The sequence below is a fragment of the Agrococcus sp. KRD186 genome (assembly GCF_017168255.1).
Classification (GTDB): Bacteria; Actinomycetota; Actinomycetes; order Actinomycetales; family Microbacteriaceae; genus Agrococcus.
The window spans coordinates 231,637-245,818 of the sequence record NZ_JABFAP010000001.1 but is presented as its reverse complement, the minus strand read 5'-3'; the positions used below and the strand labels follow the sequence as shown (position 1 = coordinate 245,818).

Below are 14,182 nucleotides of genomic sequence, written 5' to 3'. Positions count from 1 at the left end.
GGACGATGTTCGCGCGTTCAACGGCCGGAGATCCGGTCTGCGGCTGTTCCGAGGAAGCTGGATCTGGCTGAGCCGTGCAGCTCTCGACGATCCGCCTGGCGGTAGAGCCCGTAGATGAGTTGCGCTCCGATCCAGCGCAGCGGTTCCGGCTCCCATTTCCTGATCCGCCGATTCACGAGCGGGAGTGCCGTGCGCTCGGTCTGCTCGCCCAAGACCAGTTCCGCCAGCGTCCGTCCTCCCAGGTGGGCGAGCGCGACGCCGTGGCCTGCATACCCGCCGGAATGACCGATGCCCGTACTCGGGTCGAAGGCGACCGTCGCGCACCAGTCACGGGCGACTCCCAGAGTCCCGCACCACGAATGCGCGACTTTCGAGTCGCGCACTGCGGGGAAGAACGTCGTCAGCTGCTTCCACAGCGCGTCGACGTCCTCCGGCCGGGCCATCGCGTTGGTGTCGGTCTTGGAGCCGAAACGATAGGGGTTGCCTCGACCCCCGATCGCGATCCGCCCATCAGGCGTGCGCTGCGCATACATGAACACGTGGCCGATCGATCCGAGGAGGACATCGCCCCGCCAATCGATCTCGCTCCAGGCGGCGTCGGACAGTGGCTCGGTCACGATCATCACGCTGTTCATCGGGAGCCAGTCACGGCGCCGCCCGGGCAGGCCGGCGGTGAACCCCTCGGTCGCGATCAGCACAGTCTCCGCACGAACCCGGCTGCGTGTCGTCATCACGCCGCCCTGCTGCACCTCAGTGACAGGGGTGTGCTCGTAGATACGCACTCCCATCGCTTCGACCTCTCGAGCAAGACCGGCGACCAGTTTTGCCGGATTGATCCGCGCTCCGTGCGGGCTGAAACCGAATGCGGTGGCGCCATGCACATTCACCGGTCGCCCATCGTTCGGCGAGAGGATGCGGAAGTCATCGGGGGTGCGACCCCATGCTCGCTGATGCGCTTCCTTGTGCTGCAGGCGCTTCGCCTGGCTCAACGTCGTCGCGACGTAGACCAGACCGTCATGCGCGATCTCAGCGTCGATCCCGCGCTCGCCTGCGATCGTGATGACTTCGTCGATGCTCGCCACCAGATGGGCCTGCATGCGTGAAACCGCGGCTGGCGAGGACTCCGCCGCATACTTCTCCTGCGATCCACCGAACTCGCCAGACAGCCAGCCGCCGTTGCGCCCCGAGGCGCCGTAGCCGACCGTCTCGGACTCGAGCACGACGATCCGCATGTCGGGCGCCTGCTGCTTCAAATAGAACGCGGTCCACATCCCTGTGTAGCCGCCGCCGACGATGACGACATCTGCAGTCGCGTCGCCTGGGAGCGCGGGGCGCGATCCGGCCGCCTCCAGCGTCCTTCGCCAGAACGAGACATTCCCGTTCTGGTAGTCAGGGCTCAATGGTGTCGACATGAGCGCCACCCCTTCTGCTTCGTTCGGGCCTCGAGCGTCGCTCTTGGCTGTCCAGCGGTGCGCTGTCCCACCGCTCGCCTGTTCATTTGGCGAGGTGCGCAAGGAACTTCTTCGTCCGCCCGTGCTGCGGGTCGTCGAAGAACTCCTCTGGCGGTCGCCGTTCGACGACTTCGCCCTCATCCATGAAGATGACCTCGTCGGCGACATGCTTCGCGAACGACATCTCGTGCGTGACCGTGACCATCGTCATGCCCTCGTGCGCCAGCTCTTCCATGACGTCGAGCACCTCCTGCACGAGCTCCGGGTCGAGCGCGCTGGTGGGTTCGTCGAAGAACATGATCTTCGGCTTGAGCGCAAGGGCGCGGGCGATCGCCACGCGCTGCTGCTGACCCCCCGAGAGCTCTGCCGGGAAGCGGGTGACGAACGCCCCGAGCCCCACTCGAGTGAGCTGTTGGATCGCTCTGTCACGCGCCTCGTGCTTGTTCAGGCCCGCCGTTCGTCGCAGCGCGAGCGACACGTTGTGCTCGACCGTCATGTGCGGGAACAGGTTGAAGCGCTGGAAGACCATGCCCAGATGCTGACGTTGCTCCCAGAGCTTGTTCTCCTCCACAGGCACGATTCGGCCCTTGGAGTCTTCGCGCATCCCATGGAGCTCCCCTGCGAGCCGCATCGTGCCCTCGCTGAGCGGCTCCAGCAACGCCATGCAGCGGAGGATCGTGCTCTTCCCTGAGCCGGACGGTCCCAGGACGACGGTCGTCGTGCCCTGCGCGACGTCGAGGTCGATGCCATGGAGCACTTCGACGTCACCGTAGGCCTTGTGCGCGTTGCGCACCGAGAGGAACGGCTGCTCGACGTTCATTTGTTTCCCCCTGTGAGACTCGGCAACCTGATCGCGCGAGTGATGGCGCCCATGGGTGTCGAGCTCACCTTTCGCGAGGTCCATTCGTAATTGCGCTCGAGTCGCCGCTGGATGAGCGTGAAGATGGACACGATGACCAGGTAGTACACGGCGGCGGCCAGGTAAAGCTCGACGAATGCGAATGTCAGAGAGACCTGCTGCGCGGTGACGGTCAGGAGCTCTTGCAAGCTGATGACTGAAGCCAGGCTCGTGAGCTTCAGCATGTTGATGAGCTCGTTGCCCATCGGCGGCAGGCTGACGCGGATCGCTTGAGGCAGGAGGATCCATCGGATGATCGCTCCCGGCTTCAGCCCGACGGCGCGCCCGGCCTCACGCTGCCCGTCATCGATCGACAGCAACCCTGCCCGCACGATCTCTGCGACATACGCGCTCTCGTTGATGATCAGTGCGATGAGCGCAGCAAGGAAGGGAGAGAACCAGTTTTCGCGAAGCGCGGGGAAGAGTTGCGGAAGCGCATTCCAGGTGAAGAGGAGCTGCAAGAGCGTCGGAATCGCCCGGAAGAACCAGATGTAGCCCGCGGCGAAGGTCCGAAGCGCCGCGATCCTGCTGTCGCGCAGCAATGCCATGACGAATCCCAGCACCGCTGCGCCAGCGAGCGAGAGCACCGCGAGCGCGACCGCGATGAGCGCGCCCTCGAGGAAGACTCGGGAGAACAGCGCATCGATGAAGATCTGGAGATCGAGCGTCATCGCTAGTCGACTTCCGTCTGCAGATTGTGGTCAGCAGCGATCCGGTCGATCTCCCCACTCTCGGAGAGGTTGGCGACGGCCTGCTCCAGCGCTGATCCGAGTCCCTCGATCTGATCGCTGTAGTAGATCCCGAACGTCTCAGTGTCCGGCAGCACGATGGCGACCTCGAAGGTGCCCGGGTCCTCGCCGATCCGGTAGGCGGCCTCGGTGTCCTGCGTGACTACCGCATCCGCACGACCGACCAGCAACTGCTGCACCGCGTCCGTCTGCTTCGGATAGCGGTGGATGTTGATCTCGGGGCTGCCGGCCGACCGCAGCTCATCGTTCCAACCGTCGACGACGGCTTCGTAGCTCGTTCCGCCTTCGAGCGCGACATTCAGGCCGGAGAGGTCCTCGAAACTGGTGATCCCCCGCGGATTGCCATCCGCCACCATGATGACTCGATGGGTGTCGAGGTAGCCCACAGCAGGAACCTGCTGCGTGCGTTCCTCCGTGACGAGAATGCCGCTGATGACCGTGTCGCAGCGGTTGGCAGAGAGCGCGGGCAGCAGCCCATCGAAGCCGGTCGGCTCGATCTCGACAGGCAGGCCGAACTGCTCCCCGATCGCGTACGCCAGGTCGACGTCGACACCCTCAGGAGTCTCCGTGCCCTCGCCGGAGTAGTACTCCATCGGCGGGAAGGAGATGTCCATGCACACGGAGAGGCTGCCGTTGAGACCCTCGGGTGCGCTGACCGCGGCCTCGGCGGCGGTCGGGGCTTCACTCTCGTCGACCGGCAAGGCTGCGGAGCACCCGGAGATGAGTGCTGCCGCCCCAACGGCGCCGATTGCGGCCAGGATGCGTCGGTTCATGTGAGGAACTCCTTAGCGTCATTGCTTGGTGTCTCAGTGGTATGGCCGGCTTCCGCGAAACGTAGAACCGACGCCGATATCGCTGATAACGATATCGCTGAGAGTGATGCTAGCAGAGCGGAGCACCCGCGCAACTGCGCCTATGCAGCCAGCTCGCCGTGACACGTCCTCTCGCTGAGCCCCTCACCCGTAGGTATAGGGCTGGTTGCGCTTATCGCTGCAGCGCCGGAGCAAATCGCCGTATACCTGCCGCGCGAACAGCGGAGGGTCGCGCCAGCGGGCGGGAGCGGGCGCGGAAGGCACGGTTCGGTCACGAAGTCGCGCCGTTCGCGGCCGCTCGGCCGGGCGTGGGAGACACTGAGAGCATGCAGCCGAACCCGCTCTACAAGCTCGGCGTCGCCGACGTGCGCGAGCTGATCACCCGCAACCCGTGGATGCAGCTGATCTCGCATCCCGCATCCGGGCCGGTGGCCTCGCCCTCGCCGGTGCTGCTCGCGCCGCAGGATCCGGGCGGTGAAAACGAGCCGATCGTGCTCGAGACGCACCTCGGCCGAGCCGACGGGCGCCTGCACGGCCTGCTGCAGCCGCGCGAGGACGGCGAGCCGCACCGGATGCTCGTCATCGTGCAGGGCGACCACGGCTACATCTCCCCCAGCTGGTACCTCGGCGGCGACGCCGGGCAGATCCCCACCTGGAACTTCGAGCAGGCGACGCTCACGTGCGACGTCGAGGTGCTCGACGCACAGGCGAACATGGAGACGCTGCAGCGGCTGGTCGAGCACTTCGAGCAGGCCTACGCGCCCGAGGACGGCATCCGCCTCGACATCGACGACGACGGCAACCGCGGCATGGCGATGGGCACCATCGGCCTGCGGCTGACGGTGACCGGCTTCGACGCCAAGAGCAAGATGAGCCAGAACAAGTCGGACGCGACCCGCGCTTCCGTGCTCGCGCATGTGGAGGCATCCAACCCCGGGCTCGCGGCGCGCATGCGCCAGACGGGCAGCACCGACGCGCCCACGGCAGACTGACCCCAACCTTCGACTGCGGTCGTTCGTCTCAGTAGATAGAGGGAGTGCGCGTGGCAGCCAGGTGGGAGCTGGTCGTGGCAGAGCTCGTCGCCCAGCGCGGCGAGGCGCTGGTGCGCTACGCGATGCTCCTCTCGGGAGACGAGGAGGAGGCGCGCGACATGGTGCAGGACGCCCTGACGGCCACGTTCGGCCGGCTGCGCAACGGCTTCGCGGTCGAGCAGGCAGAAGCCTACGTGCGGAAGGCGATCGCCAACCGCTTCCTCGACCGCGCCCGCCGCGGGCAGCGGTGGCGGCGCATCGCCCCGCTCGTGACCGAGCGCGAGCTGGTCGACTCGGGCTCGACGCTCACCGGCGAGCGGCTCGACATGGCGCACCGGCTGCAGAAGCTCGCGCCGCGCGAGCGCGCCTGCATCGTGCTGCGCTACGACGAGGATCGCACCGTCGAGCAGATCGCCGCCGAGCTCGGCATCTCGGCGGGCGCAGTGAAGCGGTACCTGTCGGATGCGCTGGGCAAGCTGCGCGGGATGCTCACCCAGGAGGCGGAGCGCGATGAGCGCACCATGGGAGGTGGCGCATGAGCGGCATCGAGCCCGGCCACGACGACGAGCTGCGGCGGCGCCTGCGGGACATTCCGACCGCGGGCGCGAGGCTCGACACCGACGCGATCATCGCCGGCGCCAGGAAGCGGCGCCGGCCGAAGACCATCGCGCTCTCCTCGGCCGCGACCGTCGCGGGCGTGCTGATCGTGGCGCCGTTCGTCGCGCCGGGGCTGTCGCCGCTGCAGCCGGACGGCATGAGCACCGTGGCCGACTCCGGCGCTGCCCCGGAGTCGGCGCAGGAGCCGGCCGAGCAGCCGGCGCCCGACGCCGGCGAGTCGGGCGCGGCCGAGCAGGACGAGTCCGGCGCAGCAGACGCGGGCGAGGGCGACACCGGTGCATCCGGCGACCAGGGCGCGCCCGGCGACACGGGTGCGTCCGGTGACTCGGGTGCCGCCGGTTCGTGGCCCGCGGATGCTCGCACGCTGCCGCTTGAACCCGCTGCCGCCTGGTGCGGGCTTCCACAGGCGGGCGACGCGGGACTCGCGCTGATGATGCTCGACCCGCCGCAGGGCAGCGGCTTCGCAGCCGTCGAGCTGACGAACATCGGCACCCGGTCGGTCGCGCTCGAGGTCGAGCCGGTCATCGCGCTCGAGATCGAGAACGTCAGCGGACGGATCGCCGGCGGTGAGGCGGCATCGTTCGCGCTCGCGCCGGGTGCGTCGGCGGTGCTCGGCGCACCCACCGCCGTGCTGCCGGCCGGTGTGTGCGGCGACGGGACGCCATCCGCCGAGGCGCCCGTGGTGATCGTGCAGCTCGACGGCGGCGAGCCGTTCGCGGTCGTGGGCACACCGATCGAGTGACCCTCCCGTTCGCCGCGACCGACGGGGTACAGCCGTTCGCTGAGAGCGGTGCACGGCGTCGCGATCTCCAAGGTTCGCGGCAAGGTGCGCTCGTTAGACTCGCGCCAAGCCGGCACCCCTAGGCCGGCGGCTGGGAGCACAGATGCACGTCCGGATCGTTCGCCCGTTGGCCGTGGTGGCACTCGGTGCTGCCGGATTGCTCGGGCTCTCGGCTGGTGCGCTCGTCACCGAGGACCCCGTCGACCTGGGCGCCGACACGTTCGTCGACACGACGGGGGAGTTCTCGAGCGACGCGGGCGACCTGAACTCCTTCCTCGACCAGCACAACGCCGAAGCGGAGGCAGACCTCTACGTCGCCGTCGTCGGCACCTTCGACGGCATGGACCGCGGCGAGTGGGCCGTGCAGAGCGCCGAGGCCTCCGGGCTGCCGCAGGATGCGCTGCTGGTGACGATCGCCTGGGAGGACGGCCAGTGGGGTCGCGCGGTCGCGAACGCGTACCCGCTCTCGGCCACCGAGGTCGACCAGGTCGCGCAGCAGTCGCTCGTGCCGGCGCTCAACAACGGCGACGTCGCCGGCGGCGTGATGGCGATGGCGGATGCCATCGACGCGGCGGTCGCGAACGGCGGCACCGGCGGCACGGGTGGCGGCGGCACCGAGGTGAACGTGGACGGCTCGGCCGTCTGGCCGGTCGTGGCGCTCGTGGGCGGCGCGGCCGTCGTGGGCGGCGGCAGCTACCTCGTCTACCGGGGCGCGAAGGCCAACCGCAAGCGCAAGGGCGTGCAGGCGGCGCAGAAGCAGCAGCAGCTCAGCCTCGAGGAGCTCAAGCAGCGCGCCGACATCGCGCTCGTGCAGCTCGACGACACCGTGCAGCAGAGCGAGCAGGAGCTCGCCTTCGCGAACGCGCAGTTCGGCGAGGCGGCCGTCGCGCCCTACCGGCAGGCGCTCGACAAGGCAAGGGGCGGGCTGACCGAGGCGTTCCAGCTGCAGCAGCAGCTCGACGACGCCTTCCCCGACACCGACCAGGAGGTGCACGACTGGTCGAGCCGCATCCTGCAGATCGCCGAGGGCGCGGGCACCGAGCTCGCCAGCCACGGCACCTCGTTCGAGCAGCTGCGCGACCTCGAGCAGAACGCCCCGCAGGTGCTCGAGTCGGTCGCGCAGTCGCGCGCCGCGCTCGACGACCGGATCGCGAACGCCAAGCAGATCCTCGACCGCCTCGACGACGTGCACTCGGGCGCCTCGATCGACCCGGTGCGCGAGAACATCGCCGGCGCCGAGCGGCAGCTGCCCAACATCGACCAGTCGATCGCCGCCGGCCGCGCCGCGGTGCAGGCCTCGAACGGCGCCGACGCGGCGCTCGCCGTGCACGCGGCCGAGGCCGCGCTCGCGCAGTCGTCCGGCCTGCTGGCGGCCGTCGAGCGCGCCGAGGGCGACCTCGCGAACTCCTCGCGGCAGCTCGCCGACCTCGTGCAGGACTCGATCGGCGACATCGCCGCGGCCAAGACGCAGCGCGCGACATCCACGACCGACCTGACCCCGCTCATCCGCTTCGTGGAGGAGCAGGTGGCCATCGCGCAGCAGCGGCCCACCGACACGCTCACCGTGCTGGCGAACCTGCAGCGCGCCAACCAGCGGCTCGACGAGGCGACCGGGCAGGCGCGGGTGCAGGGCGAGCAGCTGCAGCGCTCGAAGGCGGGCCTGGAACGCTGGATCAGCTCGGCCCGCTCGAACATCGACCGCGCCGAGGACTACATCGCCACGCGGCGCATCGGCGTCGGCCCCCGCGCGCGGCAGCTGCTCGCGACCGCGCAGCAGGAGCTCGCGCAGGCGCTGCGGCTGCAGGGCCAGGACGACACTTCGGCCGCGCAGTACGCGCAGGCCGCCTCGCAGCACGCCGAGCAGGCGATGCAGGATGCCTCGGGCGACATCGGCGGCTGGGGCGGCCAGTCGCGCAACCCCTACTACGACCGCCGCGGGGGCGGGGGCGGGCGGGCGCGGGCAGGACATGCTCACCGGCGGCCTGCTCGGCTACATCCTGGGCGACATGATGCGCGGCTCCGGCGGCCAGGGTGGCGGCTACTCCGACCCCTTCGCCGGCGGCTCCGGCGGCGGGGGCGGCGGCCTCGGCGACCTCTTCTCCGGTGGCGGCGGCTCGTTCGGCGGCGGCGGCGGCGGCTTCTTCGGCGGCGGCTTCGGCGGCGGCGGAGGAGGCTTCGGCGGCGGAGGCGGCGGCTTCGGCGACTGAACCGCGAGTCCGACCGTCAGCGATGCGCACCATGACCCGACCCACCACCGTGACCCGACCCAGCAGCGTGACCTGAACCATCCATCGACCACCACCGAACCGACACGATCCAACGGCCGCTCCGGCGGCAACCGCAGGAAGGAACACCATGTCCAAGCAGTCCATCCTCGGCCGCATCGCGCAGCTCGCGAAGGCCAACATCAACTCGCTCCTCGACCAGGCCGAGGACCCGCAGAAGATGCTCGACCAGATGGTTCGTGACTACACGAACTCGATCGCCGACGCCGAGGCTGCCATCGCGCAGACCATCGGCAACCTGCGCATGCAGGAGCAGGACTACCAGGAGGACGTGCGCGCCGCCGAGGACTGGGGCCGCAAGGCGCTCGCCGCCTCGCAGCGCGCCGACGAGATGCGGGCGTCGGGCTCGGGCGAAGCCGCCAAGTTCGACAACCTCGCGAAGGTCGCGATCGGCAAGCAGATGCAGTCGGAGTCTGAGGCCCGCTCGGCCGAGCCGTCGATCCAGTCGCAGAACGAGGTCGTCGACAAGCTGAAGACCGGACTGCAGACGATGAAGGGCAAGCTCGACGAGCTGAAGTCGAAGCGCTCCGAGCTCATCGCGCGCTCGAAGGTCGCCGAGGCGCAGACGCAGGTGCACGACGCCGTGAAGTCGATCGACATCCTCGACCCGACGAGCGAGATCGGCCGCTTCGAGGAGAAGATCCGCCGCGAGGAGGCGAAGGTGATGGGCCAGCAGGAGCTCGCCGCCTCGTCGCTCGACGCGCAGTTCGAGGCGCTCGAGGACGTCGGCCAGCAGACCGAGATCGAGGCGCGCCTGGCCGCGCTCAAGCAGGGCTCGCAGGGGCAGCTGGGCGCCGGTTCGTCGCAGACGGCGGATGCGTCGGGTGCCGTCGACGCGGAGGTCGTCGACCGCTGATGCACGGGTGACGAAGCAGTGGGGTCGGGCTCGCGCCCGGCCCCACTTCGCGTGCTGCGGGCGCGGCTGGTGCGCTGCTCGCGCGCAAACTGGTGCGGGACGCAGCACTCACGCGCCTGCACGCGTTCACGCGCCCCGCGCGCCTTCACGCGCCAGCGCGCGTCACGAATTGAGGACGCGTGCTGAACAGAGGACGCTCAGTCCTCTGCTCGTGACGCTTCGCGAATTCTTCCTCGGTTCGGGACCGCCCGCGAGCCGGCTACTGGCGGGCGCGCACCGTGGCGCGGTAGACCGCCTCGAGCTCGAGCGCGACATCCTGCCAATCGCGTCGACTCGCAGCCCGCCGCCCGGCGAGGCCGAACTCGACCTGCAGGTCGTCGTCCTCGAGGATCGAGCCCACCGCCTGCGCCCAGTCCATCGGATCGCGGCCGTCGACCAGGATGCCGGTCTCGCCGTCGATGACCGACTCGACCAGGCCGCCGACGCGCGACGCGACGACGGGCGTGCCGGACGCCGCCGCCTCGAGCGGCACGAGCCCGAACGACTCGGTGCGGCTGGGCACCACGACCACGTCGGCGGCGTCGAGCAGCTGCGCCAGCGCCTCGCGGTCGAGGCTGCCGATGTGCCGCACGCGGCCCTCGACGCCGAGGTCGCGCGCAAGGTCGTGCAGCGACTCCAGATAGCGCTCCGAGCCGGGCGTCGCGTCGCCCGCGAGCACGAGCACCGCGCCGGGCAGGTGCTGCAGCATGCGCACCGCCAGCTCCTGCCCCTTCAGCGGCTGCACGCGGCCGACGCACACCACCAGGCCGTCCTCGGGGCGCACGCCGAGCCTGGCGCGCACATCCATCCGGGCCGCGAGCGGCGCGGGCTGGAACAGCATGGTGTCGACCGCGGGCGGCACGAGCCAGACGCGTTCGGCGGATGCGCCCACGCCGTCGCAGAGGACGTCCACCTCGGCGCGCGAGACGGCGGCGATGGCATCGACCTCGTTCGCGAGGTAGCGCTCGGTGAGCAGCCGCCGCTCGGGCTCGGGCCGGTCGTCGTCGCCGATGCGCCGATTCTTCTCTTCGGCGAGCGTGTGGAAGGTCTGCACGATCGGCATGCCGAGCGAGAGCGCGACCGGCAGCGCCGCCAGGCCCGAGAGCCAGTAGTGCGCGTGGATCACGTCGAACGGCTCGTCGGCAGCGAACGCGAACCGCTGCAGCTGGTCGCCGAACTCGTCGGCGAGGTTGGGCAGCTCGTGCTTGCGCACGATGCCGCCGCCGGTCTCGAGCGCGTGCAGCGCGACGCCCGGCGCGAGCGACTCGGTGTGCGGCGCGCCGCTGGAGCGGGTGAAGATGTCGACCCGGTTGCCGCGGGCGGCGAGCGCCATCGCGCTCTCGAGCACGAGCACGTTCAGGCCGCCGGCGTCGCCCTTCCCGGGGCGGTCCGCTGGCGAGGTGTGCATCGACACGACGGCGACCCGCAGGGGTGGCTGCGCAGGCGCCCCATCGGGATTGCCGTACGGCTCCGGGCACATGAGTCCAGGGTATCGGCGCGCTATCGTCGACTGCATGGCAGATTCGCGATCCAGCCTCCTCGCCCGCTCCGGCACTGCCCTCGGCTCGATGGGCCGCACGCTCGGCGGCCCGGCGTTCCGGCTGGTCACCGCTCCCCCGCTCGCCCGCGGCGGCGCCCGCATCGCGACGAAGGCGGCGCGACTCTGGGGCCGCATCCTCGGCGGTGACGAGCGCACCGAGGGCGAGCTGCACGTGATCACCGGCCTGCCGAAGTGGGCGTTCGGGCGGGGCGGCACGACGGTCGGCGCGACCTACCTGACCCACGCATCCGACGCCCCCTCGGTGCTCGAGCACGAGGACGTGCACCGTCGGCAGTGGGAGCGCTACGGGCTGTGGTTCATCCCGATGTACTTCGCGGCCGGGCAGGACGCGCACACGAACCGCTTCGAGATCGAGGCGGGGCTGGAGAAGGGCGGCTACAAGCCGCGGCGCAGTCTGCCGCCAGGAGGCGCCGCCTCACCTTGAGCGAAGCGAGGACGATCGAGCGCCATTTCCCACGTACACGGGCTAACCGGGATATGGGTGCGCGGCCGCGCTTTCCACAGGCCGCTCGCCGAACCTGACGCCGGGCGACGAGCACGACGTAGGTTTCGGCCCGTGGAGCACCTCGATTCCGTTGCCTTGGCCCCGGCCGGCGGCATCGCCTGGACGACTGTCATCGCCGCGGCCATCGCTGCACTGGTCGGCGTGGCGAATCTGTGGGCTTCGCTGGTGACGGGTGCTCGGCAACGCTCGATCGATCGCCGCGCACAATGGTGGTCTCGCTTTACGTGGGCGGCCGAGATGTCGGTGACCGGCAGCACCGGCATGGAGACCGATCTCGGGCTGACCGTGCTCGACACACTGATCGGAGCGACCGATGGCGAGGCCAAGGACAGCACGCTCGCACTCGCCATCGCGGAGAACGTGCGAGAGACTGGACGCAATCGCGAGAACCGCGAAGGAGGCGGCGATGACGGACACCCCGAAGTTCAGCCCCAGGACGATGGAGCTGGCCAGGAAGCTTGAGCGCCACGCCGCCGCGAAGCTCCAGGCGGCCGGTCGAACCGTCTGGTACGACGCCGAGAACGATCGGTGGGTGCTCGAACCCGAGGGCCCGACTGAGCCGAGCCTCGAACCGCGGGTGCCGCGTCGCAGGTGGTGGCAGCGGCGCTGAGCGATCAGCGCTCAGCGCTCATTCCTCAACGCGAATACCATCTTCTCCCGAGCGCCCCGAACGCGCACACTTCAGCCGTAGGCGTCGCGGCGGTGACCGAGCGCGACGACGACGATGAGCAGCACGTCGTCACGGACGGTGTAGATGATGCGATAGTCGCCGACTCTCACCCGCCAGCCCGGCCTTCCCTGGAGCGCTCGCGCTCCCGGCGGGCGCGAATCCTGGGCGAGCAGCGCGATCGCTCCGCGGATGCGATCGCGGTCCTGGCGCTCGACCTTCCGCAGCGCGCGGGCGGCGGCGGGCCGCAGCTCGATCCGGTAGCTCACTGCCAGCCCAGGTCGGCCTTCACCTGATCCCAGGGGATGTTCGGCCCCTCTTCAGCCATGGCCGCATCGAAGGCCGCGGCATCTTCCGCATCCTCGAACGCCTCGAGCATCCGCTCCTAGCGGTAGGGGCTGATGTACATCAGCGCCATCGGCGTCGACGCGCTGCGACTCGGCTGGCTCGTCAGGGCCGCATGCGGTCCACGACGCGCTGCGTCCACGGGATGCGGCGCTCGAGCTGGCGGCCGATCGCCAGCAGCGTCGCCTCCTCCCCCGGTGGGCCGATGAGCTGCGCACCCATCGGCAGCCCCGCATCCGTCTCGTGCACCGGCAGCGTCATCGCCGGCAGGCCGGTGAGGTTCACGAACGAGGTGTGCGGCGTGTGCAGCACCTGGGCGCGGAAGTCGGCCTCGCCGTCGTCGATCGGGTACCAGTCGAGCGGCCGCGGCGTGAGCGCGGTCGTGGGCGTGAGCACCGCGTCCCAGGGCGCGAAGGCCGCGATCACGCGCCGCTCGTACTCGGTCGCCCAGAGCTGGGCTCGAGCGAGGCCGCCGGCGGTGAGCGCGTCGCTGGTGTCGATGATCCAGCGGGCGAGCGGCTCGAGCAGGTGCCGCTGCTCGCGCGGGATCGGCACGGTCGCCGCCCCGCCCCGCCACAGGTCGGTGAAGGCCGCCGCGTACCCGTCGACTCCCGGCACGCCCAGGTCGCCCGACGCATCCGGCAACGCCACCTCGCCCACCTCGTGGCCGAGCGCCTCGAGCGCGCGCACGGTGGCGGCGACCGCATCGTCGGCCTCAGGAGAGATGCGGATGTCGTCGCTCGCGTCCCAGGGCGTGCCACCGGACAGCACGGCGATGCGGAAGCGCCCCTGGCCGCGCATCGCCGCCGCCAGCAGTGAGCCGTCGTCGTGCTCGGGCGCGCGCAGGCTCAGCTCGTGGGGCGTGCGGCCGTTGACCCGCCCGATGAGCGCGTCGGTGAGCAGCGCCACGTCGATCACCGAGCGGGCGATCGCGCCGGCGGTGGTGAGGCCGCCGACCTGCCCGACGCCGCCCTGCCCGGGGATGCGGCCGCGCGTGGGCTTGAGCCCGACGAGGCCGCAGGTCGCTGCCGGGATGCGGATGGAGCCGCCGCCGTCGGAGCCGGGCGCGAACGGCAGCAGCCCCTGGGCGACCGCCGCCGCCGCGCCGCCGGAGGAGCCGCCGGCGTGCAGGTCGGGGCGCCCTGGCAGCGTCGTCGCGCCGTGCAGCGCCGAGCGGGTGTAGCCGGCGAAGCCGAACTCGGGCGCTGCGGTGCGCCCCAGCACGACGCCGCCGCCGGCGTCGAGCACCTGCGCGAGCGGATGCGTCGCCTCGGCGATCGTGCCCTCGAGCCAGCGGCTGCCCATGCTCGCGGGCTGGCCGGCGCGCGGCGTGAGGTCCTTGTCGGCGAAGGGCAGCCCGTGGATGATGCCCGTGCGATCGGCTGCCGCGTCGGCGGCGCGGGCGCGCTCGAGGGCGAGCTCGGCATCGACGTGCACGAAGGCGTTCGCCTCGTCGAGGCGCTCGATGCGGTCGAGGAAGTGCTCGGCGACCTGCACGGCGCTCAGCTCGCGCGCGTGCAGCAGCTTCCACAGTTCCAGGGCGCCGAGCTCGTGGATGGCGGTCATGCCTCGAGCCTACGTCGC

General features: G+C 70.4%; 15 protein-coding genes. 8 read left to right on the top strand and 7 right to left on the bottom strand.

The annotated features are described in order from the left end of the window. Positions 1-17: 17 nt before the first annotated feature. The 4 genes from J1M46_RS01245 to J1M46_RS01230 all read right to left on the bottom strand — a co-directional run bounded on the left by J1M46_RS01245 (position 18) and on the right by J1M46_RS01230 (position 3,871). Positions 18-1,412, bottom strand: a complete 1,395-nt coding sequence (locus J1M46_RS01245) for an NAD(P)/FAD-dependent oxidoreductase (protein WP_206448511.1) — start codon at positions 1,410-1,412, stop codon at positions 18-20. Positions 1,413-1,494: 82 nt separating this feature from the next. Continuing rightward, positions 1,495-2,271 carry an amino acid ABC transporter ATP-binding protein gene (locus J1M46_RS01240; protein ID WP_206446176.1) on the bottom strand — a complete coding sequence of 259 codons (777 nt, stop codon included), beginning with the start codon at positions 2,269-2,271 and terminating at the stop codon, positions 1,495-1,497. Beyond that, entirely contained in the window at positions 2,268-3,020 is a 753-nt protein-coding gene (locus tag J1M46_RS01235) for an amino acid ABC transporter permease (RefSeq protein ID WP_206446175.1), read from the bottom strand. Before J1M46_RS01235 ends, J1M46_RS01240 begins: the two co-directional genes overlap by 4 nt. 2 nt (positions 3,021-3,022) lie before the next feature. After that, on the bottom strand, positions 3,023-3,871 hold the full coding sequence (locus J1M46_RS01230; protein WP_206446174.1) for an ABC transporter substrate-binding protein: 849 nt from the start codon (positions 3,869-3,871) through the stop codon (positions 3,023-3,025). A gap of 365 nt (positions 3,872-4,236) precedes the next feature. Here J1M46_RS01230 and J1M46_RS01225 point away from each other — a divergent pair, with 365 nt between their 5' ends. The 5 genes from J1M46_RS01225 to J1M46_RS01205 all read left to right on the top strand — a co-directional run bounded on the left by J1M46_RS01225 (position 4,237) and on the right by J1M46_RS01205 (position 9,481). Beyond that, on the top strand, positions 4,237-4,902 hold the full coding sequence (locus J1M46_RS01225; RefSeq protein WP_206446173.1) for an FMN-binding negative transcriptional regulator: 666 nt from the start codon (positions 4,237-4,239) through the stop codon (positions 4,900-4,902). Between the two features lie 50 nt (positions 4,903-4,952). Then, positions 4,953-5,480 carry a sigma-70 family RNA polymerase sigma factor gene (locus J1M46_RS01220; RefSeq protein ID WP_342384217.1) on the top strand — a complete coding sequence of 176 codons (528 nt, stop codon included), beginning with the start codon at positions 4,953-4,955 and terminating at the stop codon, positions 5,478-5,480. Next, complete coding sequence (locus J1M46_RS01215) at positions 5,477-6,301, top strand: hypothetical protein (protein WP_206446172.1); 825 nt, start codon at positions 5,477-5,479, stop codon at positions 6,299-6,301. The genes J1M46_RS01220 and J1M46_RS01215 overlap by 4 nt, the downstream gene beginning before the upstream one ends. Positions 6,302-6,443: 142 nt before the next feature. Beyond that, a complete protein-coding gene (locus tag J1M46_RS01210; protein ID WP_206446171.1) occupies positions 6,444-8,582 on the top strand; it encodes a TPM domain-containing protein in 2,139 nt (712 codons plus the stop codon). A 113-nt stretch (positions 8,583-8,695) separates the two neighbouring features. Next, a complete protein-coding gene (locus J1M46_RS01205) occupies positions 8,696-9,481 on the top strand; it encodes a PspA/IM30 family protein (protein WP_206446170.1) in 786 nt (261 codons plus the stop codon). A 259-nt stretch (positions 9,482-9,740) separates the two neighbouring features. Here J1M46_RS01205 and J1M46_RS01200 read toward each other — a convergent pair whose 3' ends face one another. Beyond that, complete coding sequence (locus tag J1M46_RS01200; protein ID WP_206446169.1) at positions 9,741-11,000, bottom strand: glycosyltransferase; 1,260 nt, start codon at positions 10,998-11,000, stop codon at positions 9,741-9,743. A gap of 34 nt (positions 11,001-11,034) precedes the next feature. On the opposite strand from J1M46_RS01200, the gene J1M46_RS01195 reads away from it, so the two are divergent. The 3 genes from J1M46_RS01195 to J1M46_RS01185 all read left to right on the top strand — a co-directional run bounded on the left by J1M46_RS01195 (position 11,035) and on the right by J1M46_RS01185 (position 12,196). Beyond that, positions 11,035-11,505 carry a hypothetical protein gene (locus J1M46_RS01195; RefSeq protein ID WP_241248968.1) on the top strand — a complete coding sequence of 157 codons (471 nt, stop codon included), beginning with the start codon at positions 11,035-11,037 and terminating at the stop codon, positions 11,503-11,505. Positions 11,506-11,637: 132 nt separating this feature from the next. Then, positions 11,638-12,048 (top strand): hypothetical protein, encoded by a 411-nt coding sequence (locus J1M46_RS01190; RefSeq protein ID WP_206446168.1) that lies wholly within the window; start codon positions 11,638-11,640, stop codon positions 12,046-12,048. Beyond that, a complete protein-coding gene (locus tag J1M46_RS01185) occupies positions 11,993-12,196 on the top strand; it encodes a hypothetical protein (protein WP_206446167.1) in 204 nt (67 codons plus the stop codon). The genes J1M46_RS01190 and J1M46_RS01185 overlap by 56 nt, the downstream gene beginning before the upstream one ends. A 71-nt stretch (positions 12,197-12,267) precedes the next feature. On the opposite strand, the gene J1M46_RS01180 is transcribed toward J1M46_RS01185, so the two are convergent. Both J1M46_RS01180 and J1M46_RS01175 read right to left on the bottom strand, forming a co-directional pair. Further along, a complete protein-coding gene (locus J1M46_RS01180) occupies positions 12,268-12,522 on the bottom strand; it encodes a type II toxin-antitoxin system RelE/ParE family toxin (RefSeq protein ID WP_206446166.1) in 255 nt (84 codons plus the stop codon). Between the two features lie 181 nt (positions 12,523-12,703). After that, positions 12,704-14,164 (bottom strand): amidase, encoded by a 1,461-nt coding sequence (locus tag J1M46_RS01175; protein WP_206446165.1) that lies wholly within the window; start codon positions 14,162-14,164, stop codon positions 12,704-12,706. Between the last annotated feature and the right edge of the window lie 18 nt (positions 14,165-14,182).

What these genes read in the sequence shown, in the direction of transcription:
- J1M46_RS01245 (WP_206448511.1), bottom strand. Translation starts at nt 1,412, where the DNA reads ATGTCGACACCATTGAGCCCTGACTACCAGAACGGGAATGTCTCGTTC.
- J1M46_RS01240 (WP_206446176.1), bottom strand. Translation starts at nt 2,271, where the DNA reads ATGAACGTCGAGCAGCCGTTCCTCTCGGTGCGCAACGCGCACAAGGCC.
- J1M46_RS01235 (WP_206446175.1), bottom strand. Translation starts at nt 3,020, where the DNA reads ATGACGCTCGATCTCCAGATCTTCATCGATGCGCTGTTCTCCCGAGTC.
- J1M46_RS01230 (WP_206446174.1), bottom strand. Translation starts at nt 3,871, where the DNA reads ATGAACCGACGCATCCTGGCCGCAATCGGCGCCGTTGGGGCGGCAGCA.
- J1M46_RS01225 (WP_206446173.1), top strand. Translation starts at nt 4,237, where the DNA reads ATGCAGCCGAACCCGCTCTACAAGCTCGGCGTCGCCGACGTGCGCGAG.
- J1M46_RS01215 (WP_206446172.1), top strand. Translation starts at nt 5,477, where the DNA reads ATGAGCGGCATCGAGCCCGGCCACGACGACGAGCTGCGGCGGCGCCTG.
- J1M46_RS01210 (WP_206446171.1), top strand. Translation starts at nt 6,444, where the DNA reads ATGCACGTCCGGATCGTTCGCCCGTTGGCCGTGGTGGCACTCGGTGCT.
- J1M46_RS01205 (WP_206446170.1), top strand. Translation starts at nt 8,696, where the DNA reads ATGTCCAAGCAGTCCATCCTCGGCCGCATCGCGCAGCTCGCGAAGGCC.
- J1M46_RS01200 (WP_206446169.1), bottom strand. Translation starts at nt 11,000, where the DNA reads ATGTGCCCGGAGCCGTACGGCAATCCCGATGGGGCGCCTGCGCAGCCA.
- J1M46_RS01195 (WP_241248968.1), top strand. Translation starts at nt 11,035, where the DNA reads ATGGCAGATTCGCGATCCAGCCTCCTCGCCCGCTCCGGCACTGCCCTC.
- J1M46_RS01185 (WP_206446167.1), top strand. Translation starts at nt 11,993, where the DNA reads ATGACGGACACCCCGAAGTTCAGCCCCAGGACGATGGAGCTGGCCAGG.
- J1M46_RS01175 (WP_206446165.1), bottom strand. Translation starts at nt 14,164, where the DNA reads ATGACCGCCATCCACGAGCTCGGCGCCCTGGAACTGTGGAAGCTGCTG.